Below are 21,570 nucleotides of genomic sequence, written 5' to 3'. Positions count from 1 at the left end.
TTATTGCAGATCTTCCGGCAGCAGGGCGACCGGAATGTTCTGATAGCTGACCGGACGCAGGAAGCGGCGGATTGCCATCGTGCCGACAGAGGTTGCGCCGAAATTGGTGGTGGCCGGATAAGGCCCGCCATGCACCATGGCATCGCAAACCTCGACGCCGGTCGGGAAGCCGTTGGCCAGCACACGACCGGACTTACGCTCCAGGATTGGCAGCAGCTTGCGGGCGATCTGCGCGTCGGCATCGTCCATTTGCAGCGTGGTGGTCAGCTGTCCAACCAGGCTTTCGGCAATGCCGACCATTTCATCTTCGTCCTTGACGGTGACGAACACGCCGAGCGGACCGAAGACTTCTTCGCTCAGCACATGGTTTGCCAGCCAGTTTTCGCCTGTTGTGGCAAACAGATAGGGCTTGGCATTGCGCAGGTCGCAGGTGGAGGTCAGCACGGACTGGACGCCCGAGGTTTCCTCGATGCGCTTGGCACCTTCGCGGTAGGCATTGGCAATGCCATCGGTCAGCATGGTCTGGGCATTGGCGGCGGCCAGCGCCGTCTTGGCGGTTTCCAGGAAGGCGTCGGCTTCAGGGCCTGCCTTGATGATGGCAATGCCGGGATTGGTGCAGAACTGGCCAGCGCCCATGGTGAGCGAACCCGCCCAACCCTTGGCAATCGCCTCGCCACGGGCGGAGACGGCGGCAGGCAGCAGGAACATCGGATTGACCGATCCCAGTTCGCCGAAGAACGGAATGGGCTCGTCACGGCGCACGCAGAGATCAAACAGCGCACGGCCACCGCGCAGCGAGCCGGTAAAGCCGACAGCGCGGGTCAATGGATGCAGGCAGATGGCTTCGCCGGTTTCGCGGTTGCCGCCCTGGACCAGCGAGAAGGTGCCGGGATGAACACCCGTGCTCTTGATGGCGGCGTGGATCGCCTGGGCGACGATTTCCGCCGTGCCGGGATGGGCTTCATGACCCTTGACGACAACAGGGCAACCGGCGGCCAGCGCCGAGGCGGTATCGCCGCCAGCAGTGGAGAAGGCCAGCGGGAAATTCGACGCGCCGAACACGCCGACCGGGCCGATGGGCCGCTGCATCAGGCGAATGTCGGGGCGGGGCAGGGGCTGACGCTCCGGCAGGGCGGCATCATAACGACGGTCGAGATAATCACCCTTGCGGATATGCTCGGCAAACAGCCGCAGCTGGCCGGTGGTGCGGCCACGCTCGCCGACCAGGCGTGCTTCCGGCAGGCCGGTTTCCTGGGAGCCGATCTTGGTAATTTCATCGCCGCGTGCATCGATTTCCTCGGCGATGGCTTCCAGAAACTTGGCGCGTTCTTCACGAGAAGAATAGCCATAGCTGGCGAAGGCCTGTTCGGCGGCTTTCATGGCGCGGTCGACCAGGGCAGCGGAGCCGAGGAAGAATGTGTGGCTCTCGCCCGAAGCGGGGCTGGAGGTGAAGGTTGCGGTGCCTTCAACCCATTCTCCGGCAATCAGGTGTTTTCCGGTGAGGTTCAGCGTCATGGAGCAGTCCTTTCAAAAATCTCGTTCGGCAGGCGGATCGGCGATTAACCGGGCGCACTGCTATTTGCCCTGGATGCAATTGCGTCAGTCGTTTGGCGCATCCGTTTGGCTTGTGCATTTGGCTTGTGCATTCGGCTTGCGGGGCGGGATCGACAAATGCCGGTTCCGTCCCATAAAATGCGTCTTACTCGATGAAGGCTTCCACTTGATGACGCTCCGCCGTCAGGAACGCATCGGCAACCAGCCGCAAGGGCTGTAAATCGACGTCGCTTTCGCGGCTGCGCACCAGTTCGGCAAAGCGTGTGTAGATCCGGGAATATTCCCGGTCGGGGCCTTCAACGGTCAGTGTCTCATTTATATAGAGTTCCGCGCCGCCTTTTGCGAGCCTCAGCATGCCTTGATCCGTCTCGACGACGATATCCCAGGTCTGCGGGCCTTCCTGGCGCCAGTCGAATTCGGCCTTGATCGGCGCACCCTCTGCGCTGCGCATCGTCAGGCTGGCGGCAATCGGCTGCTGGCGATTGGCGGGGAAGGACAAGGCTGCCTTTTCAACGATGGTCTGGCCGGGAATGATTGCGGTCAGGATCGACAGGGCATTGATACCCGGATCGAACACGCCGAAACCACCGGCCTCCCAGATCCAGGCCTGGCCGGGATGCCAGCGGCGGACATCTTCCTTCCAGGTGATCTCAATGCGGGTGATGGTTTTGTCCAAGAGCCATTGGCGGGCGGGCTCAACGCCATTGGCAAAGCGGGAATGCCAGGTGGCAAACAGGGTGACGCCCGCGTCACGCGCCAATTCGGCCAGCGCCTGGGCTTCGCCGATTGTTGCGGCAGGCGGCTTTTCCATCAGCACGTCGAGGCCGCTGGCAATCGCCTTCTTGGCCATGGCGAAGCGTACGTCAGGCGGGGTGCAGAGCGCGATGGCGCGGATATCCTGGCGGGTCTCCAGAAACACGTCGAAATTTTCGAAATTCTCGGCGCTGTCGATCTTGCCATTGCGGCTGATGGCGGCGGCGATCACGAAGTCACTGCCGTTTTCGCAGGACGGAATATGCTGGTCGCGGGCAATCTTGCCGACGCCGGCCAGTGCCAGGGCAACCCTGGTTCCGGTGTTTTCAGAAGAGGTCATGACCTGTTCCCTGTCTCGTCATTGAATGGTGTCAAGCGCGCCGGTGGGCGCGCTTGATGGGAGATTGGATGGATCAATGCGCGTCCTTGCCGACGGCAGCGCCGCGGCAGCCCTTGAGGAAGTCGAAGTCGGCGCCGGTATCGGCTCCTTCCACGTGATCGTGGAACAGCCGCGCATAGCCGCTGGCTGGCGGCTCGACATTCGGGCGCCAATCGGCCAGGCGGCGCTGCATTTCCTCGTCGGAAATATCCAGATGCACCCGGCGTGCCTCGACATCGATTTCGATGAAATCGCCGTTCTTGACGATGGCGAGCGGGCCACCACGGGCGGCTTCCGGCGAGGTGTGCAGCAGCACGGTGCCGTAGGCGGTGCCGGACATGCGGGCATCGGAAATGCGCACCATGTCGGTAATGCCCTTGCGCAGCACCTTGGGCGGCAGGCCCATATTGCCAACCTCGGCCATGCCCGGATAGCCGCGCGGGCCACAGTTCTTCATCACCATCACGCAGGTTTCGTCAATGTCGAGGGCCTCGTCATTGATCTTGGCCTTGTAATCGTCGATGTCTTCGAACACCACGGCGCGACCGCGATGCTTCATCAGATGCGCGGAAGCAGCCGATGGCTTCAGCACGCAGCCCTTCGGGGCGAGATTGCCACGCAGCACGGCGATGCCGCCCTGCTGGGTCAGCGCCTTGTCGAACGGACGGATGACGTCTTCGTTCCAGTTGCGGACATCCTTGACTTCGTCCCACAGCGTCTCGCCGGAAACGGTCAGCGCGTCCTTGTGCAGCTTGCCGGCTTCGGCCAACATCTTGATCACCACCGGCAGACCACCGGCATAGAAGAACTCTTCCATCAGATACTCGCCCGATGGCATCAGGTTGACGATGGTCGGGATATCGCGGCCACAGCGGTCCCAGTCATCCAGTGTCAGATCGATCCCACAGCGGCCAGCCATGGCCAGAAGATGCACGACCGCATTGGTCGAGCCGCCGATGGCGCCATTGATGCGGATGGCGTTTTCAAAGGCTTCCTTGGTCATGATGTCGGATGGTTTCAGGTCGTCCTTGACCATTTGCACGATCCGGCGGCCCGAAAGCTGCGCCATCACCCGGCGGCGGCTATCGACAGCTGGAATGGCGGCATTGCCGGACAAGGCCATGCCGAGCGATTCCACCATCGAGGCCATGGTCGAGGCTGTGCCCATGGTGTTGCAGGTGCCGCTGGAGCGTGACATCGAGGCTTCGGCCTCCATGAATTCTTCCTGGGTCATCTCGCCTGCCTTGACGGCTTCCGAGAATTTCCACAGATGCGTGCCGGAGCCGACGCGCTCACCCCGGAAATAACCGTTCAGCATCGGCCCGCCCGTGACGACGATGGAGGGAATGTCGGTGGAGGCGGCGGCCATCACCAGCGACGGCGTGGTCTTGTCACAGCCGACCAGCAGCACGGCGCCATCGATCGGCTGGCCGCGCATGGCTTCCTCGACGGCGAGTGCCGCGAGATTGCGATACATCATCGCGGTCGGGCGAAAGGTGTTTTCAGACGCCGAGAACACCGGAACCTCGACCGGAAAACCACCGGCTTCCCAGATGCCGGCCTTCACCTTTTCAGCCAGCTCGCGCAGATGGCCGTTGCAAGGGGTGAGGTCCGACCAGGTGTTGAGAATGCCGATGACCGGGCGGCCATCGAACAGGTCATGCGGATACCCCTGGTTCTTCATCCAGCCGCGATGGTAGATCGTATCGCGTGAGTTGCCGCCGTACCATTCCTGCGACCTCAGTTTGCGAGGCCAAGCTTTTGGTGTAAAACCACTCATGGCGTTTCTATCCCGTGTTTCGTTCACTTTGAGCGGCTGAACGCCGCCATTCTCTTCTATTCAGGCCGTAGTGATGCCGCCGATTGCGGCATCAAAGCGTCTTGACGGCAAAGGGCGTTTCCGCCGCCACCACCAGCGGGTTTTGCAGCGGCAGGCCGAACTGGCTGGCGCTGACTTCGAACACGTCGCCGGGAACAGTCTTGAAGCCATCGGCAAAGGACAGCGTCGCTGTGCCGAACATATGCACATGCAGGTCGCCCGGCTGGCAGAACAACCCGTATTTGAAATGGTGATATTCCAGATTGGCGATGGTGTGGGACATGTTGTCCTCACCCGACAGGAACGGCTTTTCCCAGACCGTCTTACCATCCCGCAAGATCTTCGATGCGCCGGTAACGTTGGCCGGAAGGTCGCCGACCAGCAGTTCCGGGCCGAAAGAGGCCGGGCGCAGTTTGGAATGGGCAAGATAGAGATAGTTGATCTTTTCGGTCACATGGTCGGAAAATTCGTTGGCCAGCGAAAAGCCGAGACGAACCGGTGTGCCATCGTTATCGATAACATAAAAGCCCGCGATTTCGGGTTCTTCGCCGCCATCAAGCGCAAAGGAGGGCGATTCCAGGCCGTCGCCGGGAGCGATGGCATTGACGCCGGTGCCTTTGTAGAACCATTCCGGCTGAACGCCCCACTCACCAGCCTTGGGCTTGCCGCCTTCAAGGCCCATGCGGAACATTTTCATCGAATCGCTCATGCCTGCGGTGTCGGCATGCATGCTGTCACGGGCCGATGCCGAACCGGTATGGGTCAGGCCGGTGCCGGTCAGGAACATATGGGCGGCATCGGGATGACGCACCGGGCAATCCAGCTTGCCACTGGCGGCAAGGGCGGTGAGATCGACGGTGTCGCCAGCGCCTTGTTTGGCAATGAGGTCGGCGATGGACACCTTGGCTGCAATTGCCGCCTTGGCGAGATCATAGGTGGAGGAAAATCCTGGCACGAGGCGCGCGGTTTCACCCTGCCGGCAGATCACTCCGCCAGCCTTCAACTGTGAAAGATACATTGTTCAGTGTCCTTGGAACATTTCATGGAGCGTTTCATATGGCAACGGAGGCGTTGAAACGGTCTCTGGTTTTACTCTCATGCAATCGGCAGGAACGCCGCTTCACATTATTCCCGGGATTGCTGCACGTCATGGGGTTTGGGCCGGAAACGGTTGAGTGCTTCCGGCCCAAAAGTGTCAGGCTGCTTTATTCTTGTTATAGACGTCGAAGAACACGGCGGCGAGCAGCACCAGGCCCTTGACCATCTGCTGGAAGTCGATGCCGAGACCGATGATCGACATGCCGTTGTTCATCACGCCCATGATGAAGGCGCCGATGACCGCGCCGGTAATCTTGCCGACGCCGCCCGAGGCCGATGCGCCGCCGATAAAGCAGGCCGCGATGACGTCAAGCTCGAAGCCGCTACCCGCTTTCGGCGTTGCGGAATTGAGGCGCGCCGCGACGATCATGCCGGCGAGGCCCGCGAGAACGCCCATGTTGACGAAAGTCAGGAAGCTCAGCCGCTCGGTATTGATACCCGACAGCTTGGTGGCCTTTTCATTGCCGCCCATGGCATAGATCCGGCGACCGATGGTGGTGCGGCGGGTGACGAAGGAATAGAGCATGATCAGCACGAGCATGACGACCAGCACGTTCGGCATGCCGCGATAGGTTGAAAGCAGGTAGCCGAGCAACAGCACAGCGCCCGAAACGATCAGGTTCTGTGCGACGAAGAAGCCGAACGGTTCGACATCGATGCCATGGGCGACATTGACTTGCCGGCGACGCCAGGCAAGCACGAACAGCGCGACGGCACCAATGACGGTGATGATGATCGAGGTCGAATGCAGGTCACCCATGTCGAACAGATCCGGCAGGAAGCCGGTGCTGATCAGCTGGAATTCCTTGGGGAAAGGACCGATGTTACGGCCACCGAGCACAAATAGCGTCAGGCCACGAAACACCAGCATGCCAGCCAGCGTGACGATGAAGGACGGAATGCGGTGATAGGCGACCCAATAGCCTTGCGCCGCACCGATCACGCCGCCAATCACCAAACAGATCAAAACCGTTGGCAGGAAGCCAAGGCCCCATTGCACGGTCAGGATGGCGGCGATGGCGCCGATAAAGCCGACGATGGAGCCGACCGACAGATCGATATGCCCGGCGACGATCACCAGCAACATGCCAAGCGCCATGATGATGATGAAGGAGTTCTGCAAAACCAGATTGGTCAGGTTGACCGGCTTGAAGAGAATGCCGCCCGTGTAGAACTGGAAAAACACCATGATGGCGACGAGCGCGATCAACATGCCGTATTCGCGGATATTGGCGCGAATATAGGAGGCGACCGACACCACGTTCTGTTCTTCCGTGGAAGGGTTGACGGAACTCATTATTTCTTCTCCCCTGAGCGCATGATAGCGCGCATGATGCTTTCCTGGCTTGCCTCTTCTTTCGAGAGCTCGGCCACCATGCGTCCTTCATTCATGACGTAGATGCGATCGCAGGTGCCAAGCAGTTCGGGCATTTCCGATGAAATCATCAGAACGCCTTTTCCGTCGGCTGCAAGCTGGTTGATGATGCTGTAGATTTCGTATTTCGCGCCAACGTCGATACCACGCGTCGGCTCATCGAGAATGAGCACTTCCGGGTTGGAAAACAGCCATTTCGACAAAACCACCTTCTGCTGGTTGCCGCCCGACAAATTGACGGTTTCCTGGTAGATCCCGTGCGAACGGATGCGCAGCTTCGAACGATAATCAGTGGCAACCTTGATTTCCCTGATATCGTTGATGACGGTGGCCTTGGACACGCCGGGCAGATTGGCAAGCGTGGTGTTGTGCAGGATGGTTTCGGCCAGAACCAGGCCCAGATGCTTGCGGTCCTCGGTGACATAGGCGAGGCCAGCGTCGATGGCCTTGCGCACGGTCGAAACATCGACCGGCTTGCCGTCGATCAGAACATCGCCGCTGATCTTGTGGCCATAGGACTTGCCAAACACGCTCATGGCGAATTCGGTGCGACCGGCACCCATCAGCCCGGCAATACCGACGACTTCGCCGCGTTTCACCGACACATTGATGTCGTGAAGAACCTGACGTTCCCGGTGCTGATGGTGGAAAGCGTTCCAGTTCTTGACCTCAAGAACGGTTTCGCCGATCGGCACGTCACGGGGCGGGTAGCGGTCTTCGAGATCGCGGCCGACCATGTTGCGGATGATGACGTCTTCGCTGACTTCTTCCTCATGACAGTTCAAAGTCTTGACCGTCATGCCGTCGCGCAGCACGGTGATCTGGTCGGCCACCTTGCGCACTTCGTTCAGCTTATGGGTGATGATAATCGAGGTGATGCCCTGTTCGCGGAACTCGATCAGCAGATTGAGAAGCGCATCGCTGTCGGTTTCGTTGAGCGAGGCGGTCGGCTCATCGAGGATCAAAAGCTTGACGCTTTTTGACAAAGCCTTGGCAATTTCCGCCAGCTGCTGCTTGCCGACGCCGATATCCGTCACCAGCGTCGATGGTTGCTCCTTCAAGCCAACCTTGGCGAGGAGCTTCTTGGTGCGGCTGAAGGTTTCCTCCCAGCTGATGACGCCATTGCTGGCAATTTCATTGCCAAGGAAGATGTTTTCGGCAATCGACAGCTGCGGAACCAAAGCCAGTTCCTGGTGGATGATGATGATGCCGATTTCTTCGCTGTTCTTGATCACCTTGAAATTGCGCACTTCGCCATCATAGACGATGTCGCCGTCATAGGTCCCAGCGGGGTAAACGCCGGAGAGAACTTTCATCAGGGTGGATTTTCCGGCCCCGTTCTCTCCCACCAATGCATGGATTTCACCACGGCGAACCTTGAGGTTCACATTCTCAAGCGCTTTCACGCCCGGGAACGTCTTGGTGATGTTCCGCATTTCGAGGATGGTATTGTCCATAATATCGTTCCAGAGCCACGGCCGCCCAAATCCACAATAGGCCAATTCCATAGTGGAAATGCGCAGGCAGGCGACAATAAAAAGGAAGCCGGAACTTTTGCTTGAAAAGTTCCGGCCGCTTTTTGTTACTTCAGTTGGTCGGCCTTGTAGTAGCCGCCTTCAACCAGGACCTTTTCGTAGTTGGCCTTGGTAACGGCAACGGGCTTCAGCAGGTAAGCCGGAACCACCTTGACGCCGTTGTCGTAGGTCTTGGTGTCGTTGACTTCAGGCGTCTTGCCTTCCATCAGTGCGTTGACCATGGAAACGGTCACCTTGGCGAGATCGCGGGTGTCCTTGAAGATCGTCGAATACTGCTCACCGGCAATGATCGACTTGACCGAAGGGACTTCAGCATCCTGACCGGAGATGAACGGCAGCGGCTGGTCCTTGGAACCGTAGCCAACGCCCTTCAGCGAGGAAATGATGCCGATGGAGATGCCGTCATAAGGAGACAGGACGGCATTGACCTTGGCGTCGGTGTAATAGGCCGACAGCAGGTTATCCATACGGGCCTGGGCAACAGCACCATCCCAACGCAGCGTACCGACCTTGTCCATGCCGGTCTGGCCGGACTTCACGACCAGCTTGCCGCTGTCGATGTAAGGCTGGAGAACCGACATTGCGCCATTGTAGAAAAAGAAGGCGTTGTTGTCGTCAGGCGAACCGCCGAACAGTTCGATGTTGAACGGGCCTTTGCCGTCCTTGAGGCCGAGGCCGTCAACCAGCGTGCCAGCCTGCAAAACGCCGACCTGGAAGTTGTCGAAGGTTGCGTAGTAATCGACATTGGCGCTGTCGCGGATCAGGCGGTCATAGGCAATGACCTTGATGCCGGCGTCATGGGCCTGCTTCAGCACGTCGGACAGTGTCGTGCCGTCGATGGCGGCGACGACCAGAACCTTGGCGCCCTTGGTGACCATGTTCTCGATCTGGGAGAGCTGGTTCGGGATATCGTCGTCGGCATACTGAAGGTCGGTGGTGTAGCCGGCTTCCTTGAGCTGCTTGACGATGTTGTTGCCGTCATCGATCCAGCGGGCCGAAGACTTGGTCGGCATTGCAATGCCAACAGTGCCCTTGTCGGCTGCAAAAACAGACGACGACATGACAGCTGCGCCCAAAGCGATGGACGCAAAAAGTTTTACGAGTGTCTTCACGAGGAACCTCCCTTGGTTTCCATATAAATCCGCTGCATGATCTGGCCCACAAACCGTTCCCGGCCTGGTGCGTCATGCAGAAGCGGCCCCAGCTCCTTCTGTTCGCCGCAAAGAATCCGATAGGCTTTATAAGCACTACACGATCCATGCGGGACTCTTATCTGTCCGGGTATGTCATTCAAATGATTTATTTGACATTCCCCATATCAATCCTGATATACGCTTTATGAATAATACACTGGCAAACCGGCTCCAGCCGAAGCATTTCACGCTCATCAAGGCGATTGGCGAGCTTGGACAATTGAGCCTGGCGGCAGGCCAGGTCTCGATGACCCAGCCTGCGGCGTCGCGTATGCTGGCCGAGATCGAGCGGATCGTCGGCGCGGCGGTATTCCTGCGCACGCCCAAGGGTATGGAGGCGACAGAAGTGGGGGCGGCCCTGGTGCGGCGCTCTGAAATCCTGCTTCAGGAAATGCGCGAGGCGATGCGCGAGGTGGACGCAATCAAGCGCGGCGCATCCGGCACGGTCAGTGTCGGTGCGGTAACGGGTGGGGCGCTCGGCTATATCGTGCCTGCCATCAGCACGCTGAAGGCAGAAGCCCGCACTGCCGATATTTATGTGGATGTGGCCCCGAGCGGTACGCTGATCTCTAATCTCGTTTCGGGACAGTTCGATTTTGTGCTGGGGCGGATCCCGGTTGGTGTCGATGCACGCCAATTTCATATTCGTCACGCCCGCACCGAAGAAGTGGATCTGATCGTCCACCAGAGCCATCCCCTGGCCAATTCGACGGATCTCGGGATGACTGACCTGCTGCATTTTCCCTGGGTGATGCAGGGGCCGGGCGCGCCGGTGCGCCAGGCCGTTGAAAACGCCTTCATCGACGCGGGAACAACGCTGCCGGTCGATGTTGTCAACACCACCTCGCTGCTGGTGATGATTGCGATGATTGCCGCATCCAATGCGATCACGCCGCTGTCCCGGGAAGTGTCCGACCTGCTCTGTCGGCAGACGACGGGGGCCGGGCTGTGCTGCCTGAAGATCCGGCGGCCGATTATCGTCCTGCCGTACCACATGATCAGCATGAAAAACCGGCATATGTCGACGCTGGCCGCCCGTCTTCAGGATCTGGTCCTTCAGGAATTCACAACGCGCTGAGATCTGTTCTTTTCTGGTCTCTGTTGGTCTGTGGCAGGATCGTTTTGGAACAGCTGTTACCATTTCAAGAGGTGGCGTTTGTACACAGGGCGGTCAGGCACTGGTGGTTTTGCCGGTTTGTCGGCAAAGCCGTGTTTATCGATAGTCGAACGTACCGAAAGCGTTAACAAAGGCTTGTTTTGCAATCGCGACCTCCCTTAAATGCCGCAGGCATGAGGTCATCATGTCACGGGGACGGGGGCGCGCGGAGGCGATAAGCTGGTGCGGTTCCCCCGTATCGAGGGTCAGGAGGTTTCTATGAGTTTGACAATAGGCTCACCAAAAGAATTATATGCTGGCGAAGCGCGCGTTGCGATGACACCCGACAGCGCACAACAATTGCAGAAACTTGGCTATGCATGCCTGATCGAAACAGGCGCCGGCAAGGCTGCTGGTTTTTCCGACGATGCCTACCGCAAAGCGGGCGTTACGGTCGCCGACACTGCGCAAGCGCTCTATGCGCAAGCGGATGTGATTGCCAAGGTTCGTCCACCGGAATCGACTGAAATTGCCCAGTTGCAGCCCGGAAAAACCCTGATCTCCTTCTTTTATCCCGCGCAGAATGCCGCGCTTCTGGAAGAGGCCAAGGCCAAGGGCGCGAATGTGATCGCCATGGACATGGTGCCGCGCATCTCGCGCGCCCAGAAAATGGATGCCTTGTCCTCCATGGCCAATATTGCCGGTTATCGCGCCGTGATCGAGGCGGGCAATAATTTTGGCCGGTTCTTCACCGGGCAGGTGACGGCAGCGGGCAAGGTTCCGCCAGCCAAGGTGCTGATCATCGGTGCCGGTGTCGCCGGTCTTGCCGCCATCGGTACGGCGACGTCACTGGGCGCGATTGTCTATGCGTTCGACGTTCGCCCTGAAGTGGCCGAGCAGATCGAGAGCATGGGCGCGCAGTTCGTCTATCTCGAATTCGAAGCCAGCCAGGATGGGGCCGCCACCGGTGGGTATGCCGCGCCGTCTTCGCCGGAATTCCGCGAAAAGCAATTGGCGAAATTCCGCGAACTGGCCCCCGATATCGACATCGTCATCACTACGGCCCTGATCCCGGGCCGGGATGCGCCAAAGCTGTGGCTGGCCGATATGGTGGCTTCCATGAAGCCCGGCTCTGTCATTATCGACCTCGCCGCCGAGCGGGGCGGTAATTGCGATCTGACGGTGGCCGACCAGCGGGTGGTGTCCGACAATGGCGTTATTGTCATTGGTTATACGGATTTTCCGAGCCGGATGGCGGCGCAATCCTCGACGCTTTATTCCACCAATATCCGCCATATGATGACGGATCTGACGCCGGCCAAGGATGGCAAGCTCGTCCACAATATGGAAGACGACGTTATCAGGGGCGCGACCGTGACGTTTGAAGGGGCGATCACCTATCCGCCACCGCCGCCCAAGGTGCAGGCGATTGCCGCCGCCAAGCCGAAGGAAAAGGTCAAGGAACTGACCCACGATGAAAAGCGGGCCAAGGAAGCTGCCGAGTTCAAGGCGCAGACCGCCAATCAGGTCAAGCTGCTGGCCATTGGCACGGCGGTGATGCTGTTGGTGGGTGCGTTTGCCCCTGTCAGCTTCATGAGCCATTTCATTGTGTTCGTTCTGGCCTGCTTCATTGGTTTCCAGGTGATCTGGGGTGTCAGCCATTCGCTGCATACGCCGCTGATGGCCCTGACCAATGCGATTTCCGGCATCGTCATTCTGGGCGCATTGCTGCAGATCGGCTCCGGCAATTGGCTGGTGGTGACGCTGGCTGCACTATCCGTGCTGATTGCGACGATCAATATCGTCGGCGGCTTCCTTGTGACACGGCGTATGCTCGCCATGTTCCAGAAGTCCTGAGGGGGAAGACGTTATTATGGCTATTGGTATTGTTTCTGCGGCCTATATTGCAGCCGCTGTATTGTTTATCCTCTCGCTGGGTGGCCTTTCGGGTCAGGAAAGCGCCAAACGGGCCGTGTGGTACGGTATTGTCGGCATGGGCCTCGCGGTCATCGCCACCATTTTCGGCCCCGGCATCGGCCATTGGTTCATCATTGTGCTGATGATCGCTGGTGGGTCTGTGCTTGGCTATTACGTGGCAAACCGCGTGCAGATGACGGAAATGCCACAGCTTGTGGCGGCATTGCATAGCTTTGTCGGCCTGGCCGCGGTGTTTATCGGCTATAACACCCATCTGGAAGAAGCCCATGTTGCCCGGCTGGACGAGACGGCGCGGGCCGCACTCACCGGCTTTGCCGCTATTCTCGCCCATAAATTGCCGGTGGAACTGTCGATCATGAAGGTCGAGGTGTTTCTCGGCGTCTTTATCGGTGCGGTCACCTTCACAGGCTCGGTCATTGCCTTCGGCAAGCTGGCAGGCAAGATCGATGGCAAGGCCAAGCAATTGCCCGGCGGGCATATGCTGAATGCCGGTGCTGCCGCCTTGTCCTTCCTGCTGTTGATTGCCTATTTCTACGGCGCTGGCGCCTGGGCGCTGGTGCTGATGACGCTTCTGGCTTTCTTCATCGGCTATCACATGATCATGGGTATTGGCGGTGCCGATATGCCGGTGGTGGTCTCGATGCTCAACAGCTATTCCGGCTGGGCGGCAGCGGCCATCGGCTTCACGCTCGGCAATGACCTGCTGATCGTTACCGGCGCCTTGGTCGGCTCTTCCGGTGCTATCCTGTCTTATATCATGTGCAAAGCGATGAACCGGTCCTTCATCTCGGTCATTCTCGGTGGTTTCGGCACCACCACCGGTCCGGCCATGGAAATCGAGGGCGAACAGATCGCTATTGATGCGGAAGGTGTGGCCAATGCGCTGAACGAGGCCGAAAGCGTGATCATCGTCCCCGGCTACGGCATGGCGGTGGCGCAGGCCCAGCAGGCGGTGTCCGAACTCACCCGCAAACTGCGCGATGCTGGCAAAAACGTTCGCTTTGCCATCCATCCCGTTGCTGGCCGTTTGCCTGGCCATATGAACGTGCTCCTGGCCGAAGCCAAGGTGCCCTATGACATCGTCATGGAAATGGACGAAATCAACGACGATTTTCCGAGCACCGACGTCGTCATCGTCATCGGCTCCAACGACATCGTCAACCCGGCAGCCGAAGAAGACCCCAACAGCCCGATTGCTGGCATGCCTGTGTTGCAGGTGTGGAAGGCCAAGCAGGTGTTCGTCTCCAAACGCGGTCAAGGCACCGGCTATTCCGGCATCGAGAACCCGCTGTTTTATAAGGAAAATACGCGGATGTTCTATGGCGATGCGAAGAAGTCGATCACTGAATTGCTGCCGATGATTAAGTAAGATCGGGTAGGTTTGCGAGATGGAAAGCCGGGTGGCGACGCCCGGCTTTTTGTTGTGAATTCTTCGGTTGTCTTGTCTGGAAGGCGCGTAGAAAACTAAGAAAGACTAATGAGAACTAAGGTATTTCCTTTAGTTCTTAGCACCTTTAGTTCTTAGCACCTTAAAATGGGCTAGGTGCAAACTCCAGTTTGTCCTGTCGCCGACGGTTCGGTTGAGTTTGATGCAGAAAGACAGCAAACGTATCCCACGGCAGTTGGGCGGAAGTCTGTGCTAGAATGCGACCGATCTCACCTCGATGGTAGCCGCCATGCATCACAACATGTGCAAGCATTTCCTCACGTGTCATATAACCCATGTCGCCATCGGTGAAGGAAAACGCGATTTTCTCGCAACGATGCTCTGGTGTGATGCTCCGTACATAGTCGAGATACCATTGATCAGATGTCGCGACAGCGCTGCGTAACTCCGTCAGTTCCGGTGTGTCAGCTGTATTGTCTGAGGTGTAACTATGGGACCGCCCGAGGAGATGCGCTGCGAATATCTCTGCGACGACATGAGTATGATTCATCAGGCGTATTGCCTGATGATGTTCAGTTTCATGTTGTGTACGGTCCAGAGTTTCAAGTGCGTCGAAAAATGCGCTATTGGCCCATGCTTGATAGTTGAAAAAACTGTTGAATAGAGCGTGCATCGAATGCCTCCGTTGCCTTTCTTGCAAATACGAGTAATTTATTCGCATTCTTGTCTGGAGAGATGCATTTGGCTACTCGCATCGAAAAATCGACGTCAACGATGCGCAAATTGCCGAGACAGCTGCGGTCCAAGGCGACAGTGGACGCGATCATTGAAGCTGCTGCTCGCATTTTGAGTGAGGAGGGTTGGGCAGGTTTTACCACCAACAAGGTTGCCGAAGTCGCAGGCGTAAGCGTTGGGTCTTATTATCAGTATTTCCCTGATAAACATTCTTTGATCGACGCCATACGCAATCGACACCTCGAAGATTGCCGTACGGTGTTGAAAAATGTGGTGGAGAGCAACCAGCCTCAGTCGGATTTTGTGAAGGATCTGGTGGATGGCGTCATTGGCATCCATAGCGTTCATCCGCGTCTGCACAGGGTTTTACTCGATGAAGCTCCAAGTTCAGAAATATTCAGAGACCCGAACAGCAATTTCGAGAAGGAATATCTTGGATATTATTGTGCTGCTGTTGCCAAATATTGCTCACCTCAGAACACGAAGCGCAATGAGACCATGGGTATCATCCTGTCAGATGCGATTGACGGCGTCATCCATAACGCAGCACGTCGCGGAACCTTGCAAACGATAGAGGTCAGGAATGAACTTGTTCGCATGGTTCAATTATATTTATCAGAGGTTTAATCTCACATCACCGCCCCAACCTGCCAAGGCACAAACTCATTATCCCCCAGGCCCAAAATCTCCGATTTCGTTTTCTGCCCCGAAGCTGAAGCGAGCACGAGATCCAGAATCTCCCGCCCTTTCTGCTCCACCGAAATCCCGGCGCTGATGATGTCGCCGCAGTTGAGGTCCATGTCGTCGGGCATGTCCTCAAACAGTTTGCTGTTGGTGGCAAGTTTGATGGTAGGGGTGGGTTTGGAGCCAAATGCGGAGCCTCGGCCGGTGGTGAAGACCAGGATTTGCGCACCACCAGCAATTTGGCCGGTGGCAGAGACCGGGTCGTAGCCGGGGGTGTCCATGAAGACGAAGCCGGGGGTTTCGATCCGTTCTGCGTAGTTCAGCACGTCGGTCAGCGGCGTGCTGCCTGCCTTGGCTGAGGCCCCCAGCGATTTTTCGAGAATGGTGGTCAGCCCGCCCAGTTTGTTGCCGGGACTGGGGTTGTTGTCCATCGAGCCACGGTTCATTTTTGTATAGTCTTCCCACCAGCGAATGCGGGCGATCAGCTTCTCGCCGATCTCGCGGGAGGCTGCACGGCGCAGCAGCAATTGTTCTGCGCCATAGATCTCGGGCGTTTCGGACAGAACAACCGTGCCACCCATGCCGACCAGCAGATCGGAGGCGATGCCAAGTGCCGGATTGGCGGTGATGCCGGAAAACCCGTCCGAGCCGCCGCATTGCAGTGCCAGTTTCAGTTCCGAGGCCGGGATCGGCTGGCGCTTGATGGCATTGACCACGGGCAGGATGGATTTGATGTGTTCGACTAGATGCGCGATGGTCGCGGCAGTGCCGCCACTGTCCTGAATGGTCAGGCCAAAGAACCGGTTTTCGTCATTGCCACCATAGAGCATTTTCATCCGGGCGAGCTGCATGACTTCGCAACCCAGACCGACAAAAACCGCAGCGCCGACATTGGGATGGGTGGCGTAACCCCAGAGCACCCGTTGCAGAATATCCGCCCCTTCGCCGCCCGCATCCATGCCGCAGCCGGTGCCATGGGCAAAGGCGGCGACCCCGTCGATATTGGGGTAGTCGGCCAAAATACCGGAGCGGTTGATGTCATCGGCAGCCCGCCGGATGACTGTGGCGGAACAGTTGACCGTGGCACAGATAGCGATGAAATTGCGCGTTCCCGCCTGTCCATTCGCCCGGCGATAGCCCATGAATGTCTCAGGTTTCACAACGGGAATGGCGGCCAGCGCCTTCTGGTAATCGGCCCCCACATCATACTGCTGGTCGTGAGCGCCGAAGGAACAGTTGTCGGTATGCACATGCTCACCGGCCCGGATCGGGCGGCTGGCATAGCCAATCACCTGTCCGAACTTGATGATATTGCCACCCGCATCCATATCCTGCCGGGCAATCTTGTGGCCACGTGCTACCGGATGATCAAGGGCCAGGCCAAACCCAAGCGGCTGCGCGCCTGCCGGGGCGGGATTGGTCAGGATGGCGACGGTGTCATCCGGGTGCAGCAGCACTGTCCCTGGGGCTTCAGCCATAATGCACATGTCCGTGAGAGAGGGCGCGAATGACCCCGCGCAGTTCTGCCAGCCCACGCAGCCGCCCGACCAGCGGATAGCCGGGATGGGTGCCACGACTGACATCGTCAAGCAATTCGTGGCCGTGGTCAGGCCGGAAGGGAATGTCGAAATCGGCGCGACCGTCTGCCTTGCGGCGGCGTTCTTCAGCAATCAGCACGGCAATCAGCGTCACCATGTCGGTATCGCCATCCAGATGCGCGGCCTCCTGGAAGGAACCGTCCTTCTCCTTGGCCACATTGCGAAGATGGGCAAAATGGATGCGCTCGGCAAAGCGTGCGGCAATGGCCGGAACATCGTTTTTCGGATTGGCCCCCAGCGAGCCAGCGCACAGCGTCAAGCCGTTGGCAAGAGCCGGTTGCTGTTCCATGATCCAGGCAATGTCGTCTTCGCAGGAGACGATGCGCGGCAGGCCGAGAATATCACGCGGCGGATCGTCGGGATGTACGCAAAACCGCATGCCAAGCTCTTCTGCCGTCGGGATGACTTCGGCCAGGAAGCGGGCATAGTTGGCGCGGATCTCATTGCGGCTGATGCCGTGATAGCGCTTTAGCGCCTCGCGCAACCCACGGATATCATAGCGGTCGAAGGCACCGGGCAGGCCGGACATAATGCTGTTTAACAGGTTCTGCCGCAAGCCTTCGCTGGAGGCGTCGAACCATGCCTTGGCGGCCTCGCGCACCTCTGGCGAATAGTCGTTTTCAGCACCCTCGCGCTCCAGCATATGGATTTCGAAGGCGGCCATATGCGGCTCGGAAAACCGCAGGGCGGTACCGCCGCGCGCCACCGGCGCATCCAGCTGGGTGCGGGTCCAGTCGAGCAATGGCATGAAATTATAGCAGATCGTATAGATACCGGCATCGGCGAGGTTCTTCATCGACTGGCGGTAATTGGAAAACAGCCGTTCAAGATCGCCTTCGCCGCGCTTGATATCCTCATGGATCGGCAGGCTTTCCACCACATTCCAGGTCAGGCCAAGCCCGCTATGGGCGATCTCGTCGCGGCGGGCCGCAATGGCATCGCTGCCCCAGACTTCGCCATAGGGTATTTCGTGCAGCGCGTTGACGATGCCGGAGGCGCCGGTCTGGGCGACCTCGGCCAGGGTAATGCGGTCGAACGGGCCGTACCAGCGCCAGCTCTCTTTCATCGGTTTAAATCCTCTATCGTCTGTCGCGCGCCCTTGGTAACAAGGCTTTGATAGGCCGTGGTCAGCGCATTGCGGAAGGTCGGGTTATCGGCGAGCGGTGCAGGGAAAATCTCGCGCACGGCCAACAGCGCCGCCACTTTGTCGGCAGGCTCGGCAGCACCATCGCTCAAGCTTTTCAATCGTCCGGCCAGCGGGTCGCGCACGTCGATGGCGTCGCCCTTTTCATCCACGCTACCAACATAGCGCATCCAGGCGGCAACGGCCAAAGCCAGTCCCTTGATCGGCCGATTGGCGGCGAGGTTCTCAGTCACGGTGCCGAGAATCCGCTGCGGCAGCTTCTGCGATCCGTCCATGGCAATCTGCCAGGTGCGGTGGCGGATGGCGGGATTGGCGTAACGGTCAAACAGCGCAGCTGTATAATCGCCAAGGCTCACGCCCGGTGGAGCTTTCAGGCCGGGGGTGATTTCCGTGTCCCACAGCATTTTGCAGAACCGGGCAAAAACCGGATCGGCCACCGTCTGGGCAATGGTTTCATGACCGGCGAGATAGCCGAGATAGGCAAGCGACGAATGGGTGCCGTTCAGGCAGCGCAGCTTCATATGCTCAAACGGCGTCACATCCTCGACCAGCTCGACCCCGACGGCTCCGAGATTTGGCCGTGCGCCATCGACGAAACGGTCTTCCACCACCCATTGCCGGAAAGGCTCATGCATGACGGGGGAGAGATCCAGCACGCCGGTGATTTGCGCCAGCCGGTCGATATCCTCCGGCTTGGTGGCAGGCACGATCCGGTCCACCATGGTCGAGGGAAAAGCGCCTTCACTGGCAATCCAGCTTTGCAGGTCTGATGAGATCAGCCCGGCCAGTTCCAGGACGACGCCGCGCACCACCTTGCCGTTTTCCGGCAGGTTGTCGCAGCACAGCACCGTGAAGGGACGCAGGCCCGCCGCATGACGTTTTTCCAGCGCCCGCACCAGAAAGCCGAGGGCGGAGAGGGGGGCTTCGGGATGGGCCAGATCATGCTGGATGTCGGGATGGTTACGGTTCAGCCTGCCGGTGGAGGGTTCGTGGCAATAGCCTTTTTCCGTTACCGTCAGGCTGACGATTTTGACAGCCGGATCGCTCATCGCGTCGATCACGGCGCTCGGGTTTTCCCGTGCCACCAGCACATCGTTGATCACGCCGATCACATGCGGCGTTTCGCCATCCGGCCCAAGCTCGACGGCGGTATAGGCGAAATCCTGGGGGGCGAGCGCATCGCGCTGGTCTGGCCGCATCAGGCTGACGCCGATAATGCCCCAGTCCCCACCGGATTTCTCCATGGCCTGTTCGATATAGATCGCCCCATGGGCGCGGTAGAAGGCGCCGAGCCCGAGATGGACGATGCCCGTCTGCGGTCTGGTGCTATCGGGGCGGCGCAGCCGTTGCGGATTGGCGGACATATCAGCGGGCAAGCCAGCCTCCATCGACATTGAGAATGGCGCCATGGATATATTTGGCAGCCCTTGAGGAAAGAAAAACCGCAGCGCCGCCAATGTCTTCGGCCTCGCCCCAGCGACCCGCCGGAATGCGCTCCAGAATGGCCTTGTTGCGGGCTGCGTCATTGCGCAGCGCCTCGGTATTGTTGGTTTCGATATAGCCGGGGGCAATGGCGTTGACATTGATGCCCTTGGCCGCCCATTCATTGGCGAGCAGCTTGGTCAGCCCCGCGACACCGCTTTTCGACGCCGTATAGGATGGCACCCGGATACCGCCCTGGAAGGACAGCATCGAGGCAATATTGACGATCTTGCCGCCCGCTTCGCGGGCAAACAAGGCCTTGGCGAAAGCCTGGCAAAGGAAGAATACCGCCTTCAGGTTGACATCCATCACCGCGTCCCAATCGGCCTCGGTGAAATCCACCGCATCGGCGCGGCGGATGATACCGGCATTGTTGACGAGAATATCGACCGGGCCGAGATCTTCGAAAATGCCGCGCCCGGCCATCGGGTCTGACAGGTCGAGGGTGAGGCCGGACGCCTTGCCACCGGCATTGGTAATCTGCTCGACAGTTTCCGTCACCGGCGAACGGCCCGCGCAAATCACGCTGGCGCCAGCCCCGGCCAGCGACAGGGCAATGGCCTGGCCGATGCCGGTATTGGCGCCTGTCACCAGCGCCGTCTTGCCCGAAAGAGAGAACACATCGCTCACTTCAGCGTCTCCATCGACACCACTTCGACATCCTTGTAATCGACATTGTCACCGGCCATTGCCCAGATGAAGGTATAGTTGGCGGTGCCTGCGCCCGAATGGATCGACCAGGGCGGCGAGATCGCACCTTCCTCGTTTTTCAACACCAGATGCCGGGTCTCGTCCGGCTCGCCCATCATATGGAAGGCGCGCTGGCCTTCCGGGAGGTCGAAATAGAGATAGGCTTCCATGCGCCGGTCATGGACATGGGCAGGCATGGTGTTCCAGACGGAGCCGGGGGCAAGCTTGGTCATGCCGACCACCAGCTGGCAGGCCTTCATCACATCAGGATGCACGAACTGGTAGATGGTGCGCTCATTGGAGGTTGCCTGGGAGCCGAGCGTCACATTGGCGGCTTCCTCAATCTTGATGAGGCGTGACGGATAGGTGTGATGGGCCGGAGCCGAGAGAATGTAGAACCGGCCAGCGCCTGAAAAACTGATCTTGCCCGCGCCCATGCCGAGATAGAGCATGTCGCCCTTGCCCATTTCATAGGTGGCATCCGCCTCGACCGTGCCGGTGCCGCCGATGTTGACGACGACAAGTTCGCGCCGGTCGAGAATGGAGGCAGTGCCGCATTCCTTCACATGGTCCAGCACCAGCGAAGCGCCGCCGGGTACGGCGCCACCGACGATCATCCGGTCGTAATGAGTATAGATCAGCCTGATTTCGCCATCTGCAAAAATGCCGCCGACATGGAAATTCTGGCGCAGGGCTGTGGTGTCGAAGCCTTTGGCGGTCTGCGGGTCGATGGCGTGGCGGGTTTCAACGGTCAGCATGGGTTTAACTCCTTAAATATCAAAGAAAATCGTCACGCCGGGGCGTGAATGTGTCGATCAGCACGCCTGATACGATGGCTCGGCAGCCGTGAAAGGCAAGGGAGGGAATAACGAAACTGTCCCCCGGACCGACCGTGAACGTCTCGTCGCCGATGAAAAATTCGAACCGGCCGGATTGGACAAAGGTGGATTGCAGATGGGGATGGTTATGGCGCGCACCCTGCGCGCCATCGCTGAAACTGAACTTGACCACCATAAGCTCAGGGCTGTCGGCCAGGACCTGGCGGGTAACACCATGGCCCGCATCCACGGGCGGGAACGGTCTAACGAACTGCGTTTCCATCGCTCACTG

Annotated in this window: 18 protein-coding genes; 4 read left to right on the top strand and 14 right to left on the bottom strand. The window is 58.9% G+C overall.

Annotated features, from left to right (window positions below; genetic code table 11):
• The 7 genes from G6L01_RS13825 to chvE all read right to left on the bottom strand — a co-directional run bounded on the left by G6L01_RS13825 (position 1) and on the right by chvE (position 9,574).
• The gene (locus G6L01_RS13825) at positions 1 to 1,515 is read right to left on the bottom strand and encodes an aldehyde dehydrogenase (NADP(+)) (RefSeq protein ID WP_070166933.1); all 1,515 of its coding nucleotides are present in this window, start codon (positions 1,513 to 1,515) and stop codon (positions 1 to 3) included.
• A gap of 184 nt (positions 1,516 to 1,699) precedes the next feature.
• Entirely contained in the window at positions 1,700 to 2,647 is a 948-nt protein-coding gene (locus G6L01_RS13820) for a Gfo/Idh/MocA family protein (RefSeq protein ID WP_071207281.1), read from the bottom strand.
• Positions 2,648 to 2,720: 73 nt separating this feature from the next.
• Positions 2,721 to 4,466 (bottom strand): L-arabinonate dehydratase, encoded by a 1,746-nt coding sequence (gene araD / locus G6L01_RS13815; protein WP_070166931.1) that lies wholly within the window; start codon positions 4,464 to 4,466, stop codon positions 2,721 to 2,723.
• 91 nt (positions 4,467 to 4,557) lie between these two features.
• Positions 4,558 to 5,523 (bottom strand): AraD1 family protein, encoded by a 966-nt coding sequence (gene araD1, locus G6L01_RS13810; protein WP_070166930.1) that lies wholly within the window; start codon positions 5,521 to 5,523, stop codon positions 4,558 to 4,560.
• Positions 5,524 to 5,700: 177 nt separating this feature from the next.
• Positions 5,701 to 6,900, bottom strand: a complete 1,200-nt coding sequence (gene mmsB, locus G6L01_RS13805) for a multiple monosaccharide ABC transporter permease (protein WP_070166929.1) — start codon at positions 6,898 to 6,900, stop codon at positions 5,701 to 5,703.
• Entirely contained in the window at positions 6,900 to 8,435 is a 1,536-nt protein-coding gene (gene mmsA, locus G6L01_RS13800) for a multiple monosaccharide ABC transporter ATP-binding protein (RefSeq protein WP_070166928.1), read from the bottom strand. Before mmsA ends, mmsB begins: the two co-directional genes overlap by 1 nt.
• Positions 8,436 to 8,560: 125 nt before the next feature.
• A complete protein-coding gene (chvE, locus tag G6L01_RS13795; protein ID WP_156542295.1) occupies positions 8,561 to 9,574 on the bottom strand; it encodes a multiple monosaccharide ABC transporter substrate-binding protein in 1,014 nt (337 codons plus the stop codon).
• Between the two features lie 277 nt (positions 9,575 to 9,851).
• On the opposite strand from chvE, the gene G6L01_RS13790 reads away from it, so the two are divergent.
• From G6L01_RS13790 to G6L01_RS13780, 3 genes are all read left to right on the top strand, one after another.
• On the top strand, positions 9,852 to 10,784 hold the full coding sequence (locus tag G6L01_RS13790) for a LysR family transcriptional regulator (RefSeq protein ID WP_060718384.1): 933 nt from the start codon (positions 9,852 to 9,854) through the stop codon (positions 10,782 to 10,784).
• Positions 10,785 to 11,087: 303 nt separating this feature from the next.
• On the top strand, positions 11,088 to 12,659 hold the full coding sequence (locus G6L01_RS13785; RefSeq protein ID WP_070167020.1) for a Re/Si-specific NAD(P)(+) transhydrogenase subunit alpha: 1,572 nt from the start codon (positions 11,088 to 11,090) through the stop codon (positions 12,657 to 12,659).
• Positions 12,660 to 12,675: 16 nt separating this feature from the next.
• A complete protein-coding gene (locus G6L01_RS13780; RefSeq protein ID WP_070166927.1) occupies positions 12,676 to 14,109 on the top strand; it encodes an NAD(P)(+) transhydrogenase (Re/Si-specific) subunit beta in 1,434 nt (477 codons plus the stop codon).
• A gap of 160 nt (positions 14,110 to 14,269) precedes the next feature.
• On the opposite strand, the gene G6L01_RS13775 is transcribed toward G6L01_RS13780, so the two are convergent.
• The gene (locus tag G6L01_RS13775; protein ID WP_070166926.1) at positions 14,270 to 14,800 is read right to left on the bottom strand and encodes a DinB family protein; all 531 of its coding nucleotides are present in this window, start codon (positions 14,798 to 14,800) and stop codon (positions 14,270 to 14,272) included.
• A gap of 62 nt (positions 14,801 to 14,862) precedes the next feature.
• Here G6L01_RS13775 and G6L01_RS13770 point away from each other — a divergent pair, with 62 nt between their 5' ends.
• On the top strand, positions 14,863 to 15,489 hold the full coding sequence (locus G6L01_RS13770) for a TetR/AcrR family transcriptional regulator (RefSeq protein ID WP_234892045.1): 627 nt from the start codon (positions 14,863 to 14,865) through the stop codon (positions 15,487 to 15,489).
• A gap of 2 nt (positions 15,490 to 15,491) precedes the next feature.
• On the opposite strand, the gene G6L01_RS13765 is transcribed toward G6L01_RS13770, so the two are convergent.
• The 6 genes from G6L01_RS13765 to G6L01_RS13740 are packed head-to-tail and all read right to left on the bottom strand — an operon-like array spanning position 15,492 to position 21,561.
• Entirely contained in the window at positions 15,492 to 17,024 is a 1,533-nt protein-coding gene (locus tag G6L01_RS13765; protein WP_070167017.1) for a UxaA family hydrolase, read from the bottom strand.
• Positions 17,017 to 18,210, bottom strand: coding sequence for a mannonate dehydratase (uxuA, locus tag G6L01_RS13760; RefSeq protein WP_070166925.1), 1,194 nt, complete (start codon positions 18,208 to 18,210; stop codon positions 17,017 to 17,019). The genes G6L01_RS13765 and uxuA overlap by 8 nt, the downstream gene beginning before the upstream one ends.
• Positions 18,207 to 19,676, bottom strand: coding sequence for a mannitol dehydrogenase family protein (locus G6L01_RS13755; protein ID WP_139190367.1), 1,470 nt, complete (start codon positions 19,674 to 19,676; stop codon positions 18,207 to 18,209). Before G6L01_RS13755 ends, uxuA begins: the two co-directional genes overlap by 4 nt.
• A complete protein-coding gene (kduD, locus tag G6L01_RS13750) occupies positions 19,654 to 20,400 on the bottom strand; it encodes a 2-dehydro-3-deoxy-D-gluconate 5-dehydrogenase KduD (RefSeq protein WP_070166924.1) in 747 nt (248 codons plus the stop codon). The genes G6L01_RS13755 and kduD overlap by 23 nt, the downstream gene beginning before the upstream one ends.
• Positions 20,397 to 21,218 carry a 5-dehydro-4-deoxy-D-glucuronate isomerase gene (kduI, locus tag G6L01_RS13745; RefSeq protein WP_070153340.1) on the bottom strand — a complete coding sequence of 274 codons (822 nt, stop codon included), beginning with the start codon at positions 21,216 to 21,218 and terminating at the stop codon, positions 20,397 to 20,399. Before kduI ends, kduD begins: the two co-directional genes overlap by 4 nt.
• Before the next feature lie 19 nt (positions 21,219 to 21,237).
• Positions 21,238 to 21,561, bottom strand: a complete 324-nt coding sequence (locus G6L01_RS13740; protein WP_070166923.1) for a cupin domain-containing protein — start codon at positions 21,559 to 21,561, stop codon at positions 21,238 to 21,240.
• Between the last annotated feature and the right edge of the window lie 9 nt (positions 21,562 to 21,570).

The sequence above is a fragment of the Agrobacterium vitis genome, from assembly GCF_013337045.2.
GTDB lineage: Bacteria > Pseudomonadota > Alphaproteobacteria > Rhizobiales > Rhizobiaceae > Allorhizobium > Allorhizobium vitis_B.
The sequence above is the reverse complement of the archived record's forward strand: the minus strand, read 5'-3'. Positions and strand labels throughout refer to the sequence as shown.